At 35.3% G+C, this 20,216-nt stretch carries 14 protein-coding genes and 1 pseudogene; all 15 read left to right on the top strand.

Going from position 1 to position 20,216, the window contains the following annotated elements; genetic code table 11:
* Nucleotides 1–472 precede the first annotated feature (472 nt).
* Nucleotides 473–1,372 (top strand): annotated as a pseudogene (locus RRY75_RS08430) (bifunctional glutamate--cysteine ligase GshA/glutathione synthetase GshB); the annotation flags it as partial.
* Nucleotides 1,373–1,386: 14 nt separating this feature from the next.
* On the top strand, nt 1,387–1,740 hold the full coding sequence (locus RRY75_RS08425) for a hypothetical protein (protein ID WP_332528162.1): 354 nt from the start codon (nt 1,387–1,389) through the stop codon (nt 1,738–1,740).
* A gap of 73 nt (nt 1,741–1,813) precedes the next feature.
* Entirely contained in the window at nt 1,814–2,185 is a 372-nt protein-coding gene (locus tag RRY75_RS08420) for a hypothetical protein (RefSeq protein ID WP_332491329.1), read from the top strand.
* Between the two features lie 418 nt (nt 2,186–2,603).
* Nucleotides 2,604–4,241 carry a ribonuclease J gene (locus tag RRY75_RS08415; RefSeq protein ID WP_334309698.1) on the top strand — a complete coding sequence of 546 codons (1,638 nt, stop codon included), beginning with the start codon at nt 2,604–2,606 and terminating at the stop codon, nt 4,239–4,241.
* Between the two features lie 399 nt (nt 4,242–4,640).
* On the top strand, nt 4,641–5,633 hold the full coding sequence (locus RRY75_RS08410; RefSeq protein ID WP_332528163.1) for a glycoside hydrolase family 18 protein: 993 nt from the start codon (nt 4,641–4,643) through the stop codon (nt 5,631–5,633).
* 19 nt (nt 5,634–5,652) lie between these two features.
* A complete protein-coding gene (locus tag RRY75_RS08405) occupies nt 5,653–8,547 on the top strand; it encodes an extracellular solute-binding protein (protein WP_332491334.1) in 2,895 nt (964 codons plus the stop codon).
* Between the two features lie 27 nt (nt 8,548–8,574).
* Complete coding sequence (locus RRY75_RS08400) at nt 8,575–9,498, top strand: carbohydrate ABC transporter permease (protein ID WP_332491336.1); 924 nt, start codon at nt 8,575–8,577, stop codon at nt 9,496–9,498.
* A 20-nt stretch (nt 9,499–9,518) separates the two neighbouring features.
* A complete protein-coding gene (locus RRY75_RS08395) occupies nt 9,519–10,406 on the top strand; it encodes a carbohydrate ABC transporter permease (RefSeq protein ID WP_332491338.1) in 888 nt (295 codons plus the stop codon).
* A gap of 25 nt (nt 10,407–10,431) precedes the next feature.
* Nucleotides 10,432–12,510: a YIP1 family protein gene (locus RRY75_RS08390; protein ID WP_332527849.1), complete on the top strand. Its 2,079-nt coding sequence runs from the start codon at nt 10,432–10,434 to the stop codon at nt 12,508–12,510.
* Between the two features lie 24 nt (nt 12,511–12,534).
* Nucleotides 12,535–14,973 (top strand): DUF5696 domain-containing protein, encoded by a 2,439-nt coding sequence (locus tag RRY75_RS08385; RefSeq protein WP_332491342.1) that lies wholly within the window; start codon nt 12,535–12,537, stop codon nt 14,971–14,973.
* Entirely contained in the window at nt 14,963–15,856 is an 894-nt protein-coding gene (locus RRY75_RS08380) for a carbohydrate ABC transporter permease (RefSeq protein WP_332491344.1), read from the top strand. Before RRY75_RS08385 ends, RRY75_RS08380 begins: the two co-directional genes overlap by 11 nt.
* 25 nt (nt 15,857–15,881) lie before the next feature.
* On the top strand, nt 15,882–16,826 hold the full coding sequence (locus tag RRY75_RS08375; protein WP_332491346.1) for a carbohydrate ABC transporter permease: 945 nt from the start codon (nt 15,882–15,884) through the stop codon (nt 16,824–16,826).
* Between the two features lie 63 nt (nt 16,827–16,889).
* Complete coding sequence (locus RRY75_RS08370; protein WP_332491348.1) at nt 16,890–18,380, top strand: ABC transporter substrate-binding protein; 1,491 nt, start codon at nt 16,890–16,892, stop codon at nt 18,378–18,380.
* 32 nt (nt 18,381–18,412) lie between these two features.
* Nucleotides 18,413–19,849 carry a glycosyl hydrolase family 18 protein gene (locus RRY75_RS08365; protein WP_332716353.1) on the top strand — a complete coding sequence of 479 codons (1,437 nt, stop codon included), beginning with the start codon at nt 18,413–18,415 and terminating at the stop codon, nt 19,847–19,849.
* Between the two features lie 144 nt (nt 19,850–19,993).
* Nucleotides 19,994–20,216 (top strand): hypothetical protein (locus tag RRY75_RS08360; RefSeq protein WP_332716350.1); only part of this gene is annotated, 223 nt, incomplete at its 3' end.

The raw sequence follows: 20,216 nt of genomic DNA, 5'->3' as shown, positions 1-20,216 counted from the left end.
ATCTCATGTAGTAAGTTATGTTGAGCGTACTACATTTACGCTAGAAGAATGGTTGAGAAAGTGTTTAAGTAGTTGAGATACACTAAAGGATGTGAGGGGATTGCACAAAAAGGTACAATGCCCTTTTTGTTTTATGGACAATCATTGATTTCAATCAATTATGGTTTTTCGGGTAGTCGATCAGTTTCAACAAGAAGATATAACTTTTTTGCCAGAGGGTTGCTTAGAGGTAAATGTAAGTTATCCAAAGAGAATTTCAAAGAAATATTGGTGGATTCTTATAAATTATCTAATAGATATGATTCATAAAATGAGTAAGAACATCTCATAATACAAAAGCTAATGAAAAGAGTAAGGTGCTTGCGGTGTGTAGAGAAAGAAGAGGGATGAAAATGCTGAATGAGATGAAGAAGCTGTTTGAAGGAAAAGAATTACTCAAAGGACATTTTGGAATTGAAAGAGAGAGCGCTTAAGATGTGACCCCGATGGAAATTTAGCTAGGACACCTCATCCAGAAGTGTTTGGTGCAAAACTATTTAATCCTTATATCACTACAGACTTTTCAGGAAGTCAAGTAGAGCTGATTACGCCTGTTTTTGAGACAATAGAAGAGACTTATCAATTTTTATGTGCCTTATATGATATGACTGCATTAGAGATAGGAGAAGAGTATCTGTGGCCACAGTCCATGCCTTGTAACATTCCAGAGGATAGACAAATTCCTATTGCAGACTTTTGTAAATGTTCTCCGGGGCAAAAAGCTTATGCATACAGAAGAGAGCTGTTAGCTAAATACGGAGGTAAGCGTCAACTTGTATCAGGTATTCACTATAATTTTTCTTTTAATGAAGAGTTCATAGAAAAGCTATATAAAATAGATAACCAAAACAAAGATTATAAAATGTTTAAGGATGAAATGTATTTAAAGGTTGCTAGAAATTATTTACGTTATCGCTGGCTATTAATCTATTTGTTAGGAAGTACGAGTGTCATTCACGAAAGTTATATAGAGGAGTGCGTCAAGCAACTAAAAGAAGTGGCTAAAGAAAGCTATACCAATAAAATTGAGTTGTTCCCTAACTATCAAAGTATAGATGGGTATACAAAGAGCTTGGAAAAGTTTGTGACGGATAGACTTATTGCAAGTCCTAAAGAACTATATAGCCAAATTAGATTGAAAGCTTATGATAATGAATATTTATTAGATTCCCTAAGAAAAGATGGGATTGCCTATTTAGAGTATAGAAGTATTGATATTAATCCTTTTGATAAAGCAGGCATTAAATTAGAAGATTTATATTTTATGTACCTCTTTAATTTGTTTTTGCTTTTAAAAGAGGGGCAATTAATTAGTAAGGAAGACTGGACCTAGAAATTCTTGAGCGTATGCAGCAAATTAATGAGATATTAGAATTAGGGCAAGAAACTGTATTAGAGCATGTGAGACGAAGAGTGAAGGATTATACCCTAACTTACGCGTATCAAATTGTAGAAAAGGTGAAAAAAGAAGGTTATATTAAGGCGAACTTAGAACTTGCTAAACAATATAAAAATGAAGCTTATAAAAATCGTTTTAAATTTGAAGGTTATGAAACGCTTGAACTATCTACACAAATTTTGATGAAGGAAGCGGTTAAAAGAGGAATTAAAGTAGAAATATTAGATGAAAGTGAGAACTTTATTGCCTTAAAAAAAGGAAGATACATAGAATACATTAAGCAATTTTGGGATAGGTATTAGTATATTTCCTGAAGGAGGATGTAAAGAGGAGCTCATTCAAGCATTAAACCTTGCATTTAGCCATGATCATACCGTGTTAGTAGAAAGCTATATTGTAGGTAAGGAGTATCATTTCTTAGTCATTGGAGAAGAAGTGGTAGCTATATTAAATCGTGTGCCTGCAAATGTTAAGGGAGATGGCAGGCATACGATAGAAGAACTTGTGAGCATAAAAAATCAAAATCCACTTAAAGGAAAAGGTTATAAGACACCACTAGAAATAATACAACTAGATGAGGGTGTTACATTATTTTTAAAACAACAAAATAAAAATTTAGAATACGTTCCAGACAAAAACGAAAGAGTGTATTTAAGAGAAAACTCTAATATTAGCACAGGTGGAGATAGCCTTGACTATAAGAAAAGAAATATAGCAAAAGATGTGTTGCAATTACTTGGATTCTAAAAAAAATGCAAAATCTCATCTAAAACTAGATAAAGTTTTAATTTATCTAGTTTTTCTTATTGTTAAAAGATGGAGGTTTGACAATTTGCACGTTGACCTATATACTAAAAGAGTGAAGTAAGCTTATAAAGCTACCTGAGATGGAACGGTCAAATATCAATGTTAAGCGTATAGAAAAGGCAATCGGAACGGCAAATTTAACGATTTAACCTTTTACTAGACATCTTATAATCCAAGAAAAGACAGCATTAATTTAATTTTAAAACAAAAAATAGAAGTTTGAGACAAGAATATTCATAAAAATTACTATAAATTTAAAACTGTAACAAAGAATATCAAAATATAAATAACAATAAAATAGAAAGAGAAACATGGAGGTAAATGCGTGACAACACGACACACAAAAGGCAAATTAAAAATGATTTCCCTAGGGGGACTAGGTGAAATTGGAAAGAACATGACTGTTTTTGAATACGGGGAAGACTTAATTATCGTAGACTGTGGATTATCATTCCCAACAGATGATATGCTAGGGATTGATTTAGTTATTCCTGATATAACCTATTTAACACAAAATAAAGATCGTATTAGAGGGATTGTTTTAACACATGGACATGAAGACCATATTGGTGCACTCCCATATATTTTAAGAGAATTAAATGTACCTGTATATGGTACACAACTTACAATTGCACTTGTGGAAAATAAACTTATTGAACACAAGATGATGAATACAACAACACGTATTGTTATAAAGCAAGGGGACACTATTAAACTTGGAAGTAGTTTTAAAATTGAATTTATACGTTCTAACCACAGTATAGCAGATGCCGTTATGCTAGGAATTTGGACACCTGTAGGAACTATTATTCATACAGGAGACTTTAAAGTGGATTATACACCGATTAGAGGAACTGTATTAGATTTACATCGTTTAGCTGAACTTGGTAAAAAAGGTGTTTTAGCTTTACTTGCAGATAGTACAAATGTAGGTAGAACAGGTCATAACCCATCTGAAAGAATGGTTGGAGAAACAATTGATAAGGTATTTAACCAGTATAAAGACAGACGTATTATGGTAGCAACTTTTGCATCTAATATTGACCGTGTGCAACAAGTTATTAATGCAGCGTATAAATACAATAGAAAAGTAGCAGTACTTGGGCGTAGTATGGTGAACATTGTACGTACAGCAAATGAACTTGGCTACTTAGATATACCAGAAAAAACTTTAATTGAAGCAAATCAATTCAATCGTTATAAAGACGAAGAAGTGGTAACGATTATGACGGGAAGCCAAGGTGAGCCAATGGCAGCTTTGTCTAGAATGGCATTTTCTGAACATAAACAAGTTGATTTAAAACCAGGGGACGTTATTGTTTTAAGTTCTACGCCTATCCCTGGAAATGAAAAAACAGTATCAAAAGTTGTTAATGAATTAGCAAGAAAAGGTACAGTGATTGTACGTGAAGATACTCATGTATCAGGACATGCTACACAAGAAGAACTTAAACTGCTTCATGCACTTGTAAGACCCAAATACTTTATTCCGGTTCATGGTGAATACAGACATTTACAAAAACATGTTGAACTTGCAGTAGAACTTGGAATGGAAAAAGAGAATACCACGATTCTTTCAGTTGGAGAGGTACTTGAAATGAATGGGGACGGCTGTAAAATTGTAGGCCGTGTGCCATCAGGACAAGTGCTTGTAGATGGACTTGGTGTAGGTGATGTAGGAAACGTTGTACTACGTGATCGTAAACTCCTTTCACAAGATGGTCTTATTATGGTTGTTATGACGCTTGAGCGTGATTCTAAAGCTGTTGTATCAGGTCCAGATGTCATTTCACGTGGATTTGTATATGTAAGAGAAGCAGAATCACTCATGAATGAGGCGAAGCGCGTTGTGCAACGGTCATTAGATCATTGCCAAGATGAAGGTATTGTGAGTTGGTCAGAGATTAAGAGTATCGTAAAAGATGATCTGAGGACGTTTATTTGGCAAAAAACAAGACGTAATCCAATTATTTTACCGATTATTATGGAAATTTAATACTTATTTAAATATATTTAAGCTTATTTAGAGTAGCATCTGCTACCTTCTGAATAAGCTTTTTTTGTTGCTCAAATTTAATGCTGCTAAAAAGAGATATTAAATATAAATCAAAATAACTAATAAAAATAATCATTATTTAGAGAAATTATTATTTTCATCAATAAAAAATTAAAATAGATTAGAGTGATGATTGTATTTAAAATTATAATTATTGTGACTTATAAAGAATAAAATTTATATAAAAATTCCAATATTTTAATGTAAACTTACAAAAAAATATGCAAAGTAGGTAAAAAAGTTGATGGAGTCTTGGCAAAGTGATACAGTTGTATTAGTAAAAAAATGGTTTTGTTAGTGAAAATGATGAAAACTTTATTCCTGGAAAGGGGTTTTGAAATGGGAATTCTTTCAGTTTATGCCACCAATAAAAGTCTTATACAACTAACAACTGAGGATATTTGTGCACTTGATATTTTAAATGTAGCATTTGGCGTTGTAGAAGAAGGAGAAATAAGTTTAAAAGGACTTACAAATATTGAACGTATAAAAGAAATAAGAAGGATTAATCCAGAACTAAAGATTTACCTAACACTTGCAAGTGGTCCAAAGTATAGCTTTGGAGAAGCCTCTAGTACATCTGAAAAACTTGAAAAATTAGTAGCAAGCGTTGTAGAAGTTGTAAGAGTATGGGCGTTTGATGGTGTGGATGTAGATTGGGAATACCCATCAGGGCTAGAAGAAAGACATCAGCATACATTATTGCTGAAATCATTAAGAGCGGGACTAGATAGGATAGGGGAGGAAAAATATAGAGGACTCTCCATAGCGGCGGGAAGTAAGACTTGGTACTTCGAAATTACTGAAATTGAAGAATCTGTACGTTATTTAGACTATGTCAATTTGATGACCTATGATATCAATGCCAATGCATTAACTACGATGCATCATACTTGTCCAACTAAGATGAATACGGATTTAATAGAGGAAGGTAGCGTAGAAGAAAATATTGAGTTGTTCATTAAAAGAGGCATTCCGGCAGAAAAACTTATCATTGGTGCAGCTTTTTACTCACGGCAGTGGAGAGGTGTAGAAAATAAAAATAATGGATTACATAGCTATGCAGGTACACCTAGTGACTATGGCCCAGGCTATACACAATTAATAGAAGAGTATGTAGATAAAAAGGGGTATACATATTATTGGGATGAGACAGCACATGCACCTTACCTTTTTAATGGAGATAACTTTATTACCTATGAAGATGAACAATCTATTAAGTATAAATGTTATTTAGTAAAAAGGTGGAAAATTGCTGGAATTATGGCATGGGAATATTCTTATGATGAGAAACACACATTGATAACTTTGATGCGTAAGGAATTGGGATAAAAGGGGAGGAGCGGTTTTTATGAAAGCATTAAAAAAATACGTTACTTTAAGCCTATGTACGCTCATGTTTTTGTCATCGATGCAAATTAGGCAAGTCGATGCACAAGAGACCATACTTCATGAAGAAGCAGAGTTAGTACAAAGTTTGTTGAAAGCTAGTAATTATGAAGTATTTTTAGCAGAACACAGTGAAGCACAAAGACCTAACAAAAAAGTAGAATTTAGCTTAGACACAAATCAAGTAAATAATGTGGATGTCTACGAAAATTATGTATTAGGTATGGATAAAGGGATTTATACCCGAGAAGGGGACAAAGTTGTTTGGACAGGGGAAGTTGAAGAGGAAGGGCTATATGCAATCGAATTAGAGTATGTGGCGGAATATGATAGGGGGTCTCCAATACAGCGAACCTTTTATCTTAATGGAGAGATTCAGCATAGTGGTGCGGTAGATGTAGAATTTCCAAGAATCTATGTAGATAATGCTTCAGATATAGGGAAGAGAGACCAAAATAATAATGAGATTAGACCCTCTCAACTAGAGGTTAAGAAAGCACAAACAACCTATGTTAAAGATTCATTTGGATCCTATAGTGAACCCTATTTATTTTATTTAAATAAGGGAGTTAATACGATCACAATAGAGGCTATAAGTGAGCCGATGACAATTGGTAAAGTATGGGCAAGTCCACTAGATCAAATACCTTCTTATGAAGCGTATAAACAGGCACAAAGCGGTGCCAAGTTAGCAGAACAAGAAACGATTTTCTTAGAGGCTGAAAAGGCAGACTTTAAGTCTACTCCAGTGCTTTATGCTCAACATGATAGGACAAGTCCTAAGACAAGTCCATTTGACCAAGATGCTCAGCTTCTTAATATGATAGGGGGAGGGAACTGGAGTATACCAGGACAAAATCTTGTTTGGAATTTTGAACTAGAGGAAGCTGGTTTATACACTATTTATTTGAAAGCAAAGCAGAATTTCAATAGAGATTTCAAGTCAAGTCGTACCATTTCTATTGATGGCGAAATCCCTTTTAAAGAATTAGAAAACTGGGAGTTTTCCTATCAACCTAAATGGCAACTTGTAGGACTTGGAAATGAGGAGGAAGCTTTCACAATCTACTTAGATAAAGGTAGTCATGAGTTGAAGATAGAAGCCAACTTAGGTGCTATTACAACACAAATTAGAAAAGTACAAGAGATTCTCCTACAACTAAATGACTTATACACAGACATTATGGTTGTGACGGGTCCTGCACCAGATAGAATGAGGGATTATCGTTTGGGAACCTTAATGCCAGACTTAACAAGTGAGATGGAGAGATTGGCGGATGAGTTGCAAGATGTAGCCAATTGGATGGGGGAGTACAGTGGTAAAGGACAAAATAATGCAGCGCTTGAAGTATCAGCCCGTCAGCTTCAAAAAATGAGTAAAGATGCAGATGTTATTCCAAAAGAACTAGACTTCTTCAAATCTAATAATGGTGCATTAGCAAACTGGCTGATTAAAGTGAGAGAGCAATCTTTAGCTCTAGACTATATTGCACTTGTATCACAAGACGATGTAACACTTTCTACACCTAATGCTACATTTTTTGAACAGTTGGCATATGAAGTAAGGAACTTCTTGAAATCATTTTCTAGTGACTATGCTTCATTAGGAGCAGTCGCTTCAGAAGATGCAACAAGAGAAAGTATTAAAGTATGGATTCCTACAGGTAGAGACCAAGCACAGGTGCTGCGAAAGCTAATTGATATGTACTTTACACCTCGATATGGGATAGATGTAGATTTGCAGCTCGTTACAGGTGGGTCATTATTGCCAGCAACTGTAGCAGGTATAGGGCCTGATGTTGCACTGAGTATGGGAGATACAGAACCTGTAAATTATGCAGTAAGAGATGCTGTTATTGATTTAAATAGATTTGAGGACTTCGAAGAAGTTGCTAATCGCTTCTTGCCAGAACGTATGGTACCTTTAACTTTTAATGATAAAGTTTATGCTTTGCCAGAAACACAAAACTTTAATGTCATGTTCTATAGAACAGATTTATTAGAGGAACTAAATTTAGAAGTACCTAAGACGTGGACAGATGTAGTTGCAACGATACCACTTTTACTTAAAAACAATATGAATTTTGCACTTCCTGTGTCAGTACCTCGTGCTGACTTGATTGAAGCAGGAACAAGTAGTTATTATACGATGCTGTTCCAAAATGGTGGAGAAATTTACAAAGACCAAGGGATGTCTAGTGACTTAGATTCAGAAGTAGGGCTTGAGTCCTTTAAACAATGGACCAATCTATTTGTCAACTATGCATTACCTCAAGAGTATGACTTTTTGACGAGATTCCGTACGGGAGAATCACCTATTATGGTAGGAAACTTTGCACATTTCAACACACTTATGGTGTCAGCACCAGAAATAAAGGGATTATGGGGCTTTTCTCTTATCCCAGGAACTCAAAAGGCAGATGGAACAATAGATTGTAGCACACCTATATCAGGCGCCGATTGCTTTATATTGAAGAACTCCAATAACTATGATGCATCTTGGAAATTTTTGAAATGGTGGACTAGTGCAGAAATTCAAGTTGCATTTGGAAAAGAAATGGAAAGTATATTAGGACCTTCGGCAAGATATGCAACAGCAAACTTAGAAGGATTTTCTAAGATTCCTTGGGATAATGAATTCTATAAAGTCTTGAAAGAACAGATGCAATGGGGTAGAGGTATTGAACAAGTACCAGGTGGCTACTTTACAGGAAGACATATTAACAATGCATTCCGTAAGGTAGTTACAGGAAAAGCAGATATTAGAGAAACGTTACTTGACTATGTTTATATTATTAATCAGGAGTTAATAGGTAAACGAAAAGAGTTCGGCTTACCGATTGCACAGCAATATTAAGTAGCGGTATACATGAGGAGGGCTAAAGTGAATTTCGTACAACAACAAAAAAAGAAGTTTTTAGGAGTTTTAAAGCAAGTACGTCTTAATTATGATGCTTATTTACTCTTAGCACCATTTGGAATCATATTCATTCTATTTACGTTATTGCCAGTTGTAGTTGCTCTGTATTACAGCTTTACGTATTATAACGTTTTGGAACCAGCTCAATTTATTGGATTCCAAAATTATATTAATTTATTTGTAAATGATGATGTCTTTTTGATTGCCTTGAAAAATACTTTTATTATTGCAGCAATAACAGGGCTTATAGGATACTTTGCTTGTTTCTTCTTTGCTTGGTTGATTAATGAGCTACCACCAATACCTAGATCTATTATGGTTCTTGTATTTTATGCACCTTCTATTTCAGGGTCAGCCTTCTTAATCTGGTCGATTATATTTAGTGGGGATGCTTATGGATATTTAAATGCTATTTTACTCAACTTAGGGCTTGTAAATGCACCTGTTAGATGGTTGACAGATCCTAAGTACATGCTAGGTGTAGTGATTATTGTACAGTTATGGATGAGCCTTGGAGCAGGGTTCTTATCTTTTGTAGCAGGATTTAAAATGGTAGATCAAAGTCAGTATGAAGCAGGCTATATAGATGGGATTAAAAACCGTTGGCAAGAACTTTGGTTTATCACATTTCCGTCTATGAGACCTCAATTAATGTTTGGAGCAGTTATGACTATTACATCGTCTTTCACAGTAGCAGATGTAACAGCTCAGCTTTGCGGAAGCCCTAGTACAGACTACGCAGCACATACAATACTAAACCATCTCAATGACTATGGAGGTGTAAGGTTCGATATGGGTTATGCATGTGCCATTGCAACCATTCTATTTATTACCATGCTTACGTTAAATCAGATTATTCAAAAGCTACTTCATAAACTTGGACGTTAAAAAGAAGGGAGGATATTTCCTTGGTTATTAAAAATAAAACAATTAATAGATGGCGCAAATCATTGGGAGTCCGTGTAGGGCGTTCGGCTTCTGGTAATATGCTAAACCTCATTATTTTAGGGGCAGTCGGTTGCTTTATGGTTTTGCCTTTGGTTTATACCGTTTGTAACGCTTTTAAACCGATGGATGAGCTTTTTAGGTTTCCACCTAGGATATTAGTACAAAATCCCACATTAACCAATTTTAGCGATTTAGGCCTTTTGCTTGGTGAGTCGTGGGTACCTTTTCCTCGATACATATTTAATACTGCACTCATTACTGTAGTGGGGTTAGGTGGACATATTATTTGTGCTTCTATGGCGGCTTACGCTTTGGAAAAAAGAAAATTTCCAGGGAGAGACTTTTTCTTCAAGGTGATTGTAGCCACATTGATGTTCACACCTGCAGTCACACAAATTCCAAACTTTATTATTATGAAGCAGTTGGGATGGGTAGACTCGTTGATGTCTGTTATTGTGCCAGCTTTTGGAGCACCTATAGGGCTTTATCTCATGAAGCAATTCATGTCTGGTATTCCAGATTCATTACTAGAAGCAGCCAAGATAGATGGTGCTAGTGAGTGGTATATTTTATGGAAAGTTGTTATGCCTAACTTAAAGCCTGCATGGTTGACCTTAAGTATGTTTACCATTCAATCACTATGGAATGCTACAGGTGGGGTGTATATTTTCTCTGAACAGAAAAAAACACTTTCATATGCAATGAGCCAAATTGTAGCAGGTGGTGTAGCCAGAGCAGGAGCCGGGGCAGCGGTAGGTGTTATCATGCTGATTGTACCGATTACTGTGTTTGTTTTATCACAAAGTAATATCCTTGAGACAATGGCATCTTCTGGGATGAAAGAATAAGACTTAGGCGAAAGGAGTTTTGAGCATGAGGGGAAGAAAATTGATGGTATGGTTTTTACTCATTGTGACGTTAATGAGTTCCATGATAAACGTCTTTGCGGAAGAAGCCAATCAGAGTTATCTATACGGACCAAATAGTTTTGTAAAAGCACCTGTAGCAGCTGAGCCTGGAAGAGATATTGATCATAGTACAATAGGGACCACAAGTTTGAAAAAACCCAGTGATTTATATGCTACAGAAAATTATCTTTATATTGTAGATACAGGCAATAACCGTATTTTGAAAGTTAATCAAGTGTATCAGCTGATCAAAGAATATACAGAGTATGAAGTAGATGGTGTAAAAATACCATTTGCGTCACCAGAAGGTGTCTATGTAGATGCACAAGATCAGCTGTTGATAGCTGATACGAACAACGGCAGAATTGTAAAGTTAAATGAAGAAGGAGAAGTGGTAGCCCTTTTTGAAAAACCACAATCTAAGATGCTACCTACAGACTTTAACTACTTACCGTCTAAAGTTGTTTGTGATGAAGCGGGACGTATATTTGTAGCTGTAAAAGGATTCAATATGGGGCTTATTGAACTGGATAAAACAGGGGAGTTCGTTCAACTTTTAGGTGCTTCAAAAGTTACATATAGTGTGACAGATGCCATATGGAGATTATTCTCTACAAAAGAGCAACAAAAACGTATGGCAGCTTTTGTCCCAGCAGAGTATAACAACATTTCTGTAGATGCAGATGGCTTTGTATATGCGACAACAGGTACGATGAGTCAGAACAACAAAGAAGGCATGAAGTTTGTACGTAAGTTAAATGCAAGAGGAGATGATGTACTTCGTAGAACAGATTATGATGGGGTATCTGGAGATCTAGAGTGGGCTAATACGGGCTCGATTAAAGGGCCATCTCAAATAGTAGATTGCTTAACTCTTTCAGATGGAGTCTATGCTATCTTAGATCAAAAACGTGCAAGAGTATTCGTTTATGATACAGGTGGTGTTATGTTATTTATCTTTGGAGAACTAGGACAGACAGAAGGTACTATGACTTCACCATCTTCATTAGAGATGTTCAATGACCATTTCCTTGTCTTAGACAGTGTAAAAAATAAAATTGTATCTTTTGACTTAACAGAATACGGAAGAACAATTTTAGATGCTTGCCATTACCGAGAAAAAAATGATTTGGTCAATGAAGAAGCAGCATGGCAAAGAGTATATGCAATGAATAACAATCATCCTGCAATTATGAGGGAAATGGGTAAGATTGCTTATCGTGAGCGAGATATGCAGTCTGCCATGGATTATTTCCAACAAGGAGAAGATAAGGAAGGCTATTCAAAAGCATTCCAGTTTTATCGTAGAGAGATGATTAATAAGTACTTTACTCCTGTGGCTTTAGGCATATTAAGCTTATTGGCAATCTATACGATGTATAAAATCTATAAAAAATATTGGTGCAAAAAGAAAAAAATAGTTAAGAAACAGGGACCTTTTGGATATGCCTTTTATGTCATTTTCCGTCCGCTAGATGGATTTTGGGACTTAAAGCATGAAAAACGCGGAAGCGTAAAAGTAGCTTTAGGATTGATGGCTGCTGTAGGAGGCGTCTTAATTATTCAGTCACTACTTACGAGCTTCATCTTTAGTACGGTAAGCGTAGAAGAGTACAACTTCATCTTTGATTTATTAAAAGCTTATATTCCTCTTATACTTTGGACAGGGAGTACCTGGTGTGTATCCACACTTATGGATGGAGAAGGTTCTTATAAAGATATTATTACAGCAACAGGTTATAGTTTGACGCCCATACTTGTCATCCTACCATGTGTAGCGCTATGCTCTAACTTTTTGATTCAAGATGAAGGTGTATTATGTACTTTCTTTATCAGTGTGGCTTACCTATGGATGGTGGTACTGCTTGTAGCAAGTGTTATGCAGACACATAATTATAGTTTGAAAAAAACGCTCTTAGTGATCATCATTTCTTTATTAGTCATTGTCATGATTTTATTTATTCTATTACTTTGCATAGCCTTAATGCAAGAAATCTTAGCTTTTGTTATTGATCTACAAACTGAGATTGTGAATAGGTTATAACCTTTGAGCAAGAGGCGGGTCAAAATGGAGAAGAAAGGGGATTTGCTTGTGAAAAAGATTATCAGGCTACTGCTCGTTTTAAGTGTTATCTTCCTATTTGCAGGATGTGCAAAAGAGGAAGAAGTACAAGTATTACCAGAAGGGCTTTTAGAACCTAATACAACAGCATTTTCGGAAAGTGATGAAGCCTATAAAGTTGTAGCAGAAAATGAGTTTCTGACCTTATCTTATTGGGAAAGTGCGGCACAGTTCATGGTGAGCAATAAAAAGGATGGGTCAGTTTTTAAGACGGTTACAAGTGAACCGGCTGTAAATGCTGAGAAATCTCTATTTGAGATTTATTATGTAGATGAAAAAAACAATTTTGCAAGGATGTATAGTCATTCGGATAGCGTAGCTCGGGGGCAGTATCAAACTGAACTTATAGAAAATGGTGTGAAGGTAGGATTTACACTTGGTGAAGTCACACAAGATGTATTTTGTCCACCAGCTATTTCAAAAGATAGATTTGAAGCTATACTAGAAAAGATAGAAAGCAGCTTTGATCAAATACGATTTAAACAAAGCTACTTCTTGCCAGACTTAGAAAAGGTTTCAGAAGAGAAGAAAGTTTCCTTATTAAAACAATATCCAACTTTAGAAGCTGATCCACTCTATGTATTAACACAAGAGAATTTGCCAAGTAGTATGCAAAAAGAGATTAGTAGAATTTTAGAAGCTACAGGCTATACAGAGGAAGATTATGAAATAGATATGCAGAATGCCCAAGAACTTAAAGGGGGTAAGAATGTAGTCTTCCATGTGAATATGTACATGACTTTAGAAGAAGACCAACTACAGGTAAGTATACCATTAGATGAAATGATTGAAGTCAATGGTGGGAAAGTATTGAGTATATCATTGCTTAAGAATTTTGGATCACCTGAATATGGAGAAGTCGGTCAATTTATCCTACCAGATGGTTCTGGATCTACTATGAAGTTCTATAATGGAAAAGAGAATTCAGGTGCATTTCGTGTGCCAATCTATGGAAGTGATAAGGCGATACCGGTAGAGGAGCAAATTTTCACACCAGAGCAAGCCTACCTACCTATTTTTACAACGCAGTATACAGATCGAGCGATGATAGGGATAGTAAGTGATGGTGAAGCTTTTGCGGAGATTCATGCATGGCCTGGGAGTGATATTGCACATGCCACAGCATACCCTGTATTTAACGTAAGGCAGATGGCTAAAGCCTTTTTACAAGGGACACAAAATGGAACAGAAGCTTTTAATCTACTACAGAAAAAGCTTTATGATGGTGCGTTAACTGTGAAGTATTATTTTTTTGATCGAAATGAATGCGAAGTAGCAGATATAGCAAGTTACTATGCGAGTGAACTCTTCGGACAAGAAAAGCAAGAGCTAGAAGTAAACAAACCTTATATCTATGTAGAGTTTATAGGTGCAGCTTATAACAAAGAAGGAGAATTCTCCCTAGGTGGAGGGCAACTTGAAACATTTACAACAGTTGCACAAGCTAGAAGTATTGTAGAAGACTTAGTTAAAGAGGGGATTGGTCCATTAGCTGTAAAACTTATAGGATTTGGACAAAAGGGGTTAGATGGTGTACCTACAAAAGCCTTTAAACTAAATAAGGATTTAGGCACACAAAAGGAGTTGGAAGCATTTGTAGAGTGGACGAAAGCGAATAATGTAGCACTCTACATAGATGTAGATCCACAATATGCCTATAATCCAAGCTTATTAGATGGTTTTTCAAAATCAAAGCATACCTCGTATTTAATAACTAATGAATACGGAGAGTCTTATCCATATTGGCCTAATACTTTGCAAATGAATAAGTTAGAAAAGCCAAGTTACATACTTAATCCACCAACTGTAGCGAAATCAATTTGTGAAAATAATGAGGCTATTAAACAATATGATACTGTGGGTCTTTCTTTAAGTGGAATTGGGAATAATCTTAATTCAGATTTCCAAAAAAAAGTGCCTATAGATAGAGAAAATACTAAAAAAATAGTAGAAGAAGCTATAAAGGGGATATATGGGAATCAAAGTATGACAACAAATGGTGCAAATGCCTTTATATTGCCTTATGTGGATCATGTGATGCGTGTACCTGTATTGAAAGAACCTTTTGATAGTGTGGACCAAGCAATTCCTTTTTTACAAATGGTCTTAAATGGAAGAGTAGGGTATTCAGATATCCCAGTTAATCTTTCAAGTAACTCAGAAGACTTTGTTAGGGAAAGTATAGATGCAGGGGCAGGATTTACTTATGTATTAACAGGAGAGCCTAATAAGTCTATGAGAAAGACTACTCATCCAGAGTATTATTCTACTCAGTATGAGACTTGGAAAAGCGATATATTAGAAAAAAATCAGTTATTACAAGAACAGGGCTACAAACAAGCAACATTTCAAGGGTTGAGGGGAGGTGACAGCAATGGCAAGTAAGAAGAAGGTTGTTTCATGGGAAAAAAAGAGAAACAGAATGGGCTATATATTTATTTTGCCTTTTATAATAGGATCAATATTTTTCTTAATTATTCCTGTCATGACTTCTTTAATTTATAGCTTGTCTAAGCTTACAGTAAATACAACAGGTTATGAGTTAGAATTTGTAGGACTTGCTAACTTTAAGCAACTCCTATTGATTGATCCTATATACCGAAAAGTATTAGTGGATTCACTTATGGAGCTCATCAATGTACCTATCACTGTTATATTTAGTTTCTTTATGGCAAGTTTGTTGAATCAGAGGTTTCGTGGCAGAGGCTTAGTAAGAGGTATCTTCTTCCTACCTGTTATTCTAGCTTCAGGGGTCTATATTCAGCTTGAGAGAATGGATCAACTTGTTTCTCAGTATGCTTCAACAGGGCAAGAGACTTATTATTTCTCTGGTGCATTTATTAATCTACTTAATATGATGGACTTAAATCAAGATTTAATTTTGTTTTTAACGAGTTCTGTAAGCCGTATTGGAACGATTGTAGCTATGAGTGCTATTCCAATTGTTATTTTCCTAGCAGGTTTTCAATCTATTTCACCTTCTATATACGAAGCAGCCTATATGGAAGGTGGTACAAAATGGGAGATTTTCTGGAAGATTAGTTTCCCTATGATTAGTCCTCTTATTCTGGTATGTGTTATTTACTCTGTTGTCGATAACTTTACAAAGTCTTCAAGTGTAATGATTAACTTAGTCCATCGAACAATTTTTACAGAGTTTAAATTTGGGATAGGGTCGGCCATGGTATGGATATTCATTATAGTGGTATTTAGTATTATAGGCATTACCTATAAGGCAATTAATAAATATGTATTCTATTATGATTAATAAAACAGGGGAAAGGAGTAAAAAGATGACAATTTCAGCACATAAAAAGGCAAAAATACTAAAGAATACAAGGAGTTTTCTTATCAAGTTTGGAAGAGCTATCTTATTATTTGGAATTTGCTTTGTTATTCTCTATCCGTTAATTACGAAGTTTATGATTTCATTTATGAGTATCGAAGATGTCTATGATAATTCTGTCCGGTATATTCCAAGGAACTTTACATTAAACAATTATGTGAATGCCTTTAAAATATTAGAAATAAAGGATATTGTATGGATGTCGTTTCTAGTTCCAGGTATTTTGTCAGTCATTCATATGTGTGCAAGCACAGTAGTAGCATATGGCTTTGCTAGATATAATTTCCGCTTTAAAAACTTTTTCTTCGTACTGGTTATATTGGGGATGGTTATACCACCAGATTTAGTTCTTTTGCCATTATACATGAGATTTAGATACTTTGATATCTTTGGAATCCTTGAAATGCTTATGGGATCTTCTTTGAATTTGTTAAATACACCATGGCCACAAGTGTTGCTTGGGGCAACGTGTACAGGACTTAAAAATGGTTTATATATTTTCATTATGGTGCAGTACTTTAGAGGTCTTCCAAAAGAGTTAGAAGAGGCAGCCTATGTAGATGGAGCAGGTACTTTCCAAGCATTTATGAAGGTGTTCTTGCCAAGTGCAAGGCAGATTATGATGACTGTTTTCTTATTCTCTTTTGTATGGCAATGGCTAGATGATATTTATACATCTGCTTTTATGAAAAATACTAAAATCATGTCTACCCAGCTCCTGCGCTTATCTAATACAGACTTAGGTAATGCAATGGGCATTCAAAATACAGCAGAATTTAGTTTAATGAGAAATGCAAGTATGGTAATTGCACTCTTGCCAATATTAATTCTTTACTTAATTTGTCAAAAATACTTTACAGAGAGTGTAGAACGAAGTGGTTTAACAGGTTAGGGTAACACAATTCAAAGGGAAAATGAGCCGAAAGGCTTCATTAATATTAAGGAGGAATTTTATATGAAAATCTTAGGCAAAAACACAAAGAAACTTTGGGCAACATCTCTTTCAATGATGCTTCTTTTAACAGGATGTGGAACAACAGGGAATGTAGAAACATCAACGCCGGCTCCTGAAAAAGAAGACGTAGCTGTGACACAAGAGGTAAGTAAGACTGAAGAATCCGCAGAGCCTTTAAGTAAGACAGAACAAGCAAAGGCTGACTTAGACTTTGGTGGTGAGACAATTGTATTTTGTTATCCTCCAGGTTATGGCCTCATTGATACAGATGGCACATCACTCTCACTTGGACGTCGTGACGCAAAAATGAAAGAATTAGAAGAAAAATATAATGTGAAAATTGAACAACGTGATGATGCATCTACATATTGGGAGAACATGGTGACAAGTATTGCGTCAGGTTCTCCAGAAGGACACATTATGGTTACTCAAGAAAGACAATTACTCTCTTGGCTAGAAGCAGGTGCTGTCGCAGATTTAACAACAGCTATGGAAAAAACAGGTATTGATTTCACAGATACTGAAAAGTACTCACAAATCGTTAGAAAATATAGTAACTACAACGATGGACAATATGGATTTAGTGAACCAGCGCCTTATGTTTCTCAATCTTATTGGTTCTACAACAAACGTATTTTTGAAGAAATGCAATTAGGCGATCCTTATGAAATGGTGGCAAACAAAGAATGGACTTGGGACAAAGTCACAGAGATTGCACAAAAAGCAACGAAACGTAAACCAGATGGTACCATCGAACAATATGGATTAGGAACAATGATGGTCACAGATTTACTAGGTTCATTATGTCAGTCTAATGGCACGAATATGGCGACCTTCAATGAAGAAGGTAAAGCTGTACTTACTTTGGCAGAACCTAAAGGTATGAAAGCCTTTGAACAAATGTCAGATTGGTTATTTAAAGATAAGGTAGCTTTATTTAATGATGGTTCAGTAGATTGGGATGCTACTATTAGTGATTTTCTCAATGGTAATGTAGCTATTATGTGTGGAACAAATCCAGTCTTAAATAAAGCTAAAGGTGCACCTATGGCGGATGACTTTGGTATTGTACCACCACCAATGGGACCAGATGTAACAGAGTACACAATAGGTGGTGCAATGGGGCAATTCTACTTCATTCCAAAAACCTATGAAGATATGGCAGATAAACTACTTTTATTAATTGATGATCTTTATGAATTACCAGAAGGTATGACACGTGAAGATACGGTTATTGAATCTTATGCAACACATGTACGTGATGAAGAATCATTGAAAAATTATGCTGAAATGGCACTTAACTTTGATACTTCTATCTATGAAATTGCCATTATGGCAGGATTAGATTGGGGTGATCCTTCTCTCGTAGAAATTTGTAATAAAGTTATTAAAGGAGAAGCCACACCAGCAGATATGATGGAGCAGAATAAAGTACAACTACAAACGTTGTTAGATGATAAGTTTAATGCACTTAAGTTTACAGGCAAATAAAATAGCTGTTTAAAGTGGGGAGGGTTGCCAAGATGAAACTTAGTAAAAAAATTATTTTTTATGGGATAACAGTACTTTGCTTAGGGTCAACAGCTTGTGCTGGGAGTATGCAGGCACTAGAAAAATCAGGTGATGAAGTTGCTAGCACAGAAGTGAGGGCAACACCAACTCAAGAAGTGGAAGTAAAAGAAACACAAGTTCAAGAAGCAGATTTTAGGCTTCTTGAACTTGAAGGTGGTATGCAAACTATTAATGCTATTGAACTTAGTGAAGAAGGTAGTAATGTTCGAAAGTTTCATCTAGAGGCACAGGTAGATGGACAGTGGCAATCTATTTATACAAATGATTTAATAGAAGAATATCATCTTTGTATATTAAAAGATGAGATCACAACGGATGCTATTCGCATAGTGGTAGATGAGAAATCAGCAGCTACAAAGATTACTTCAATGTCTGCTCGCTATATAGATGAAGTTGAACGAGAGGAAATGTTTAGTAATACGGCCTATGTATCAAGCACCTACTTTGAACATGACTGGGATGTCATTCACCCAGAAAACTTCGATTCCTTAACAGATATTATTATGATTGGAAACTTCTCTTTCAACAATAAGGGTGAGTTTATTCTGATTGAACATGGTCCAACAGGAGAAGGGACTACGCCCTATTCATGGGAAAGTGACTATGCTAAAATAACTTTTCCAACATGGAAAGAAAAAGTGACAAGAGACTTAGATGAGGATGCAGATGTATGGGTATCTATTACTTGTTATAAAGGGGAGCCAGATGGTGCCCCTAATGGACAAACAGATGTATTTAATGACCCGGCGATAAGAACGGATTTCTTAGAAGATTTAGTAGAATTTGCTAAACTATATAATATAGCAGGCTATGATATTGACTGGGAATACCCGAATACAGCGAGTCAGTGGCAAGACTATAATCATTTAATTTTAGAGGCGTCAAAGCTTTTTAAAGAAAATGGTTTAAAACTTTCTTCTGCACAGTCTAGAGGGTCTGGTTTAAGTCTAGAAAGTCTAAATGCATTAGACCGTATTAACATTATGTCTTATGATAACTACGGAACAATGAATAACCATTCTACATTCTATAATAGTGCGGTGAAGATTATTGATGAATTTAAGAAAAAAGGTATTCCTTCACAGAAATTAATTTTAGGATTACCTTACTATGGTGTAAAGGTAGATAGCTATTTTGAGCAATGGGACTACAAACATATTTATAAGCAAATGTTAGAAGAAGATGCGTATGACCCAGGTGTAAATATATATGGAGGATGGGGATTTAATGGACCTAACTTAATAAGAGATAAGGTCGTATATGCCATTGAACAAGACTTAGGGGGCGTATTCTGCTGGCAAATGAAAAATGATGTTAAAGATTTTGGAAATTCAACATCGCTAGCAACCACTACAAGTGAAACAATTGAGGAGTTTGTAGAAGATTAAGAAAACACTCAACAATAGATGTAAAAATCTATTGTTGAGTGTTTTTAATTGTAAATTGTAAAAAATTAGATATAATATAAGTAAGAAGATAGAAAATATAGTTAAAAATATAATCGCTAATTTTTATACGATAGGGGATTTTGAATGAATGAAATAACATCATATTTGTTTTTTGAGGACTTTCAACCTATGGAAAAAGGATTTTATTTTTTTGCAGAAACAGCAATGATGAAAATGCCATTAATTGAAACGGGAAAAATTGAAGAAGGGAGAATTTTTACAATTAAGTTAGCTGAGCGTGGGAAACTGGAAATCACTCAGAATCAAGATAGCGCATCAAAAATGATGTTAAAAGAAATTATGAAGT

It is taken from the genome of Niameybacter sp., from assembly GCF_036655075.1.
In the GTDB taxonomy this organism is placed as follows: Bacteria; Bacillota; Clostridia; order Lachnospirales; family Cellulosilyticaceae; genus Holtiella.
This window is presented reverse-complemented; position numbering and strand designations above follow the sequence as displayed.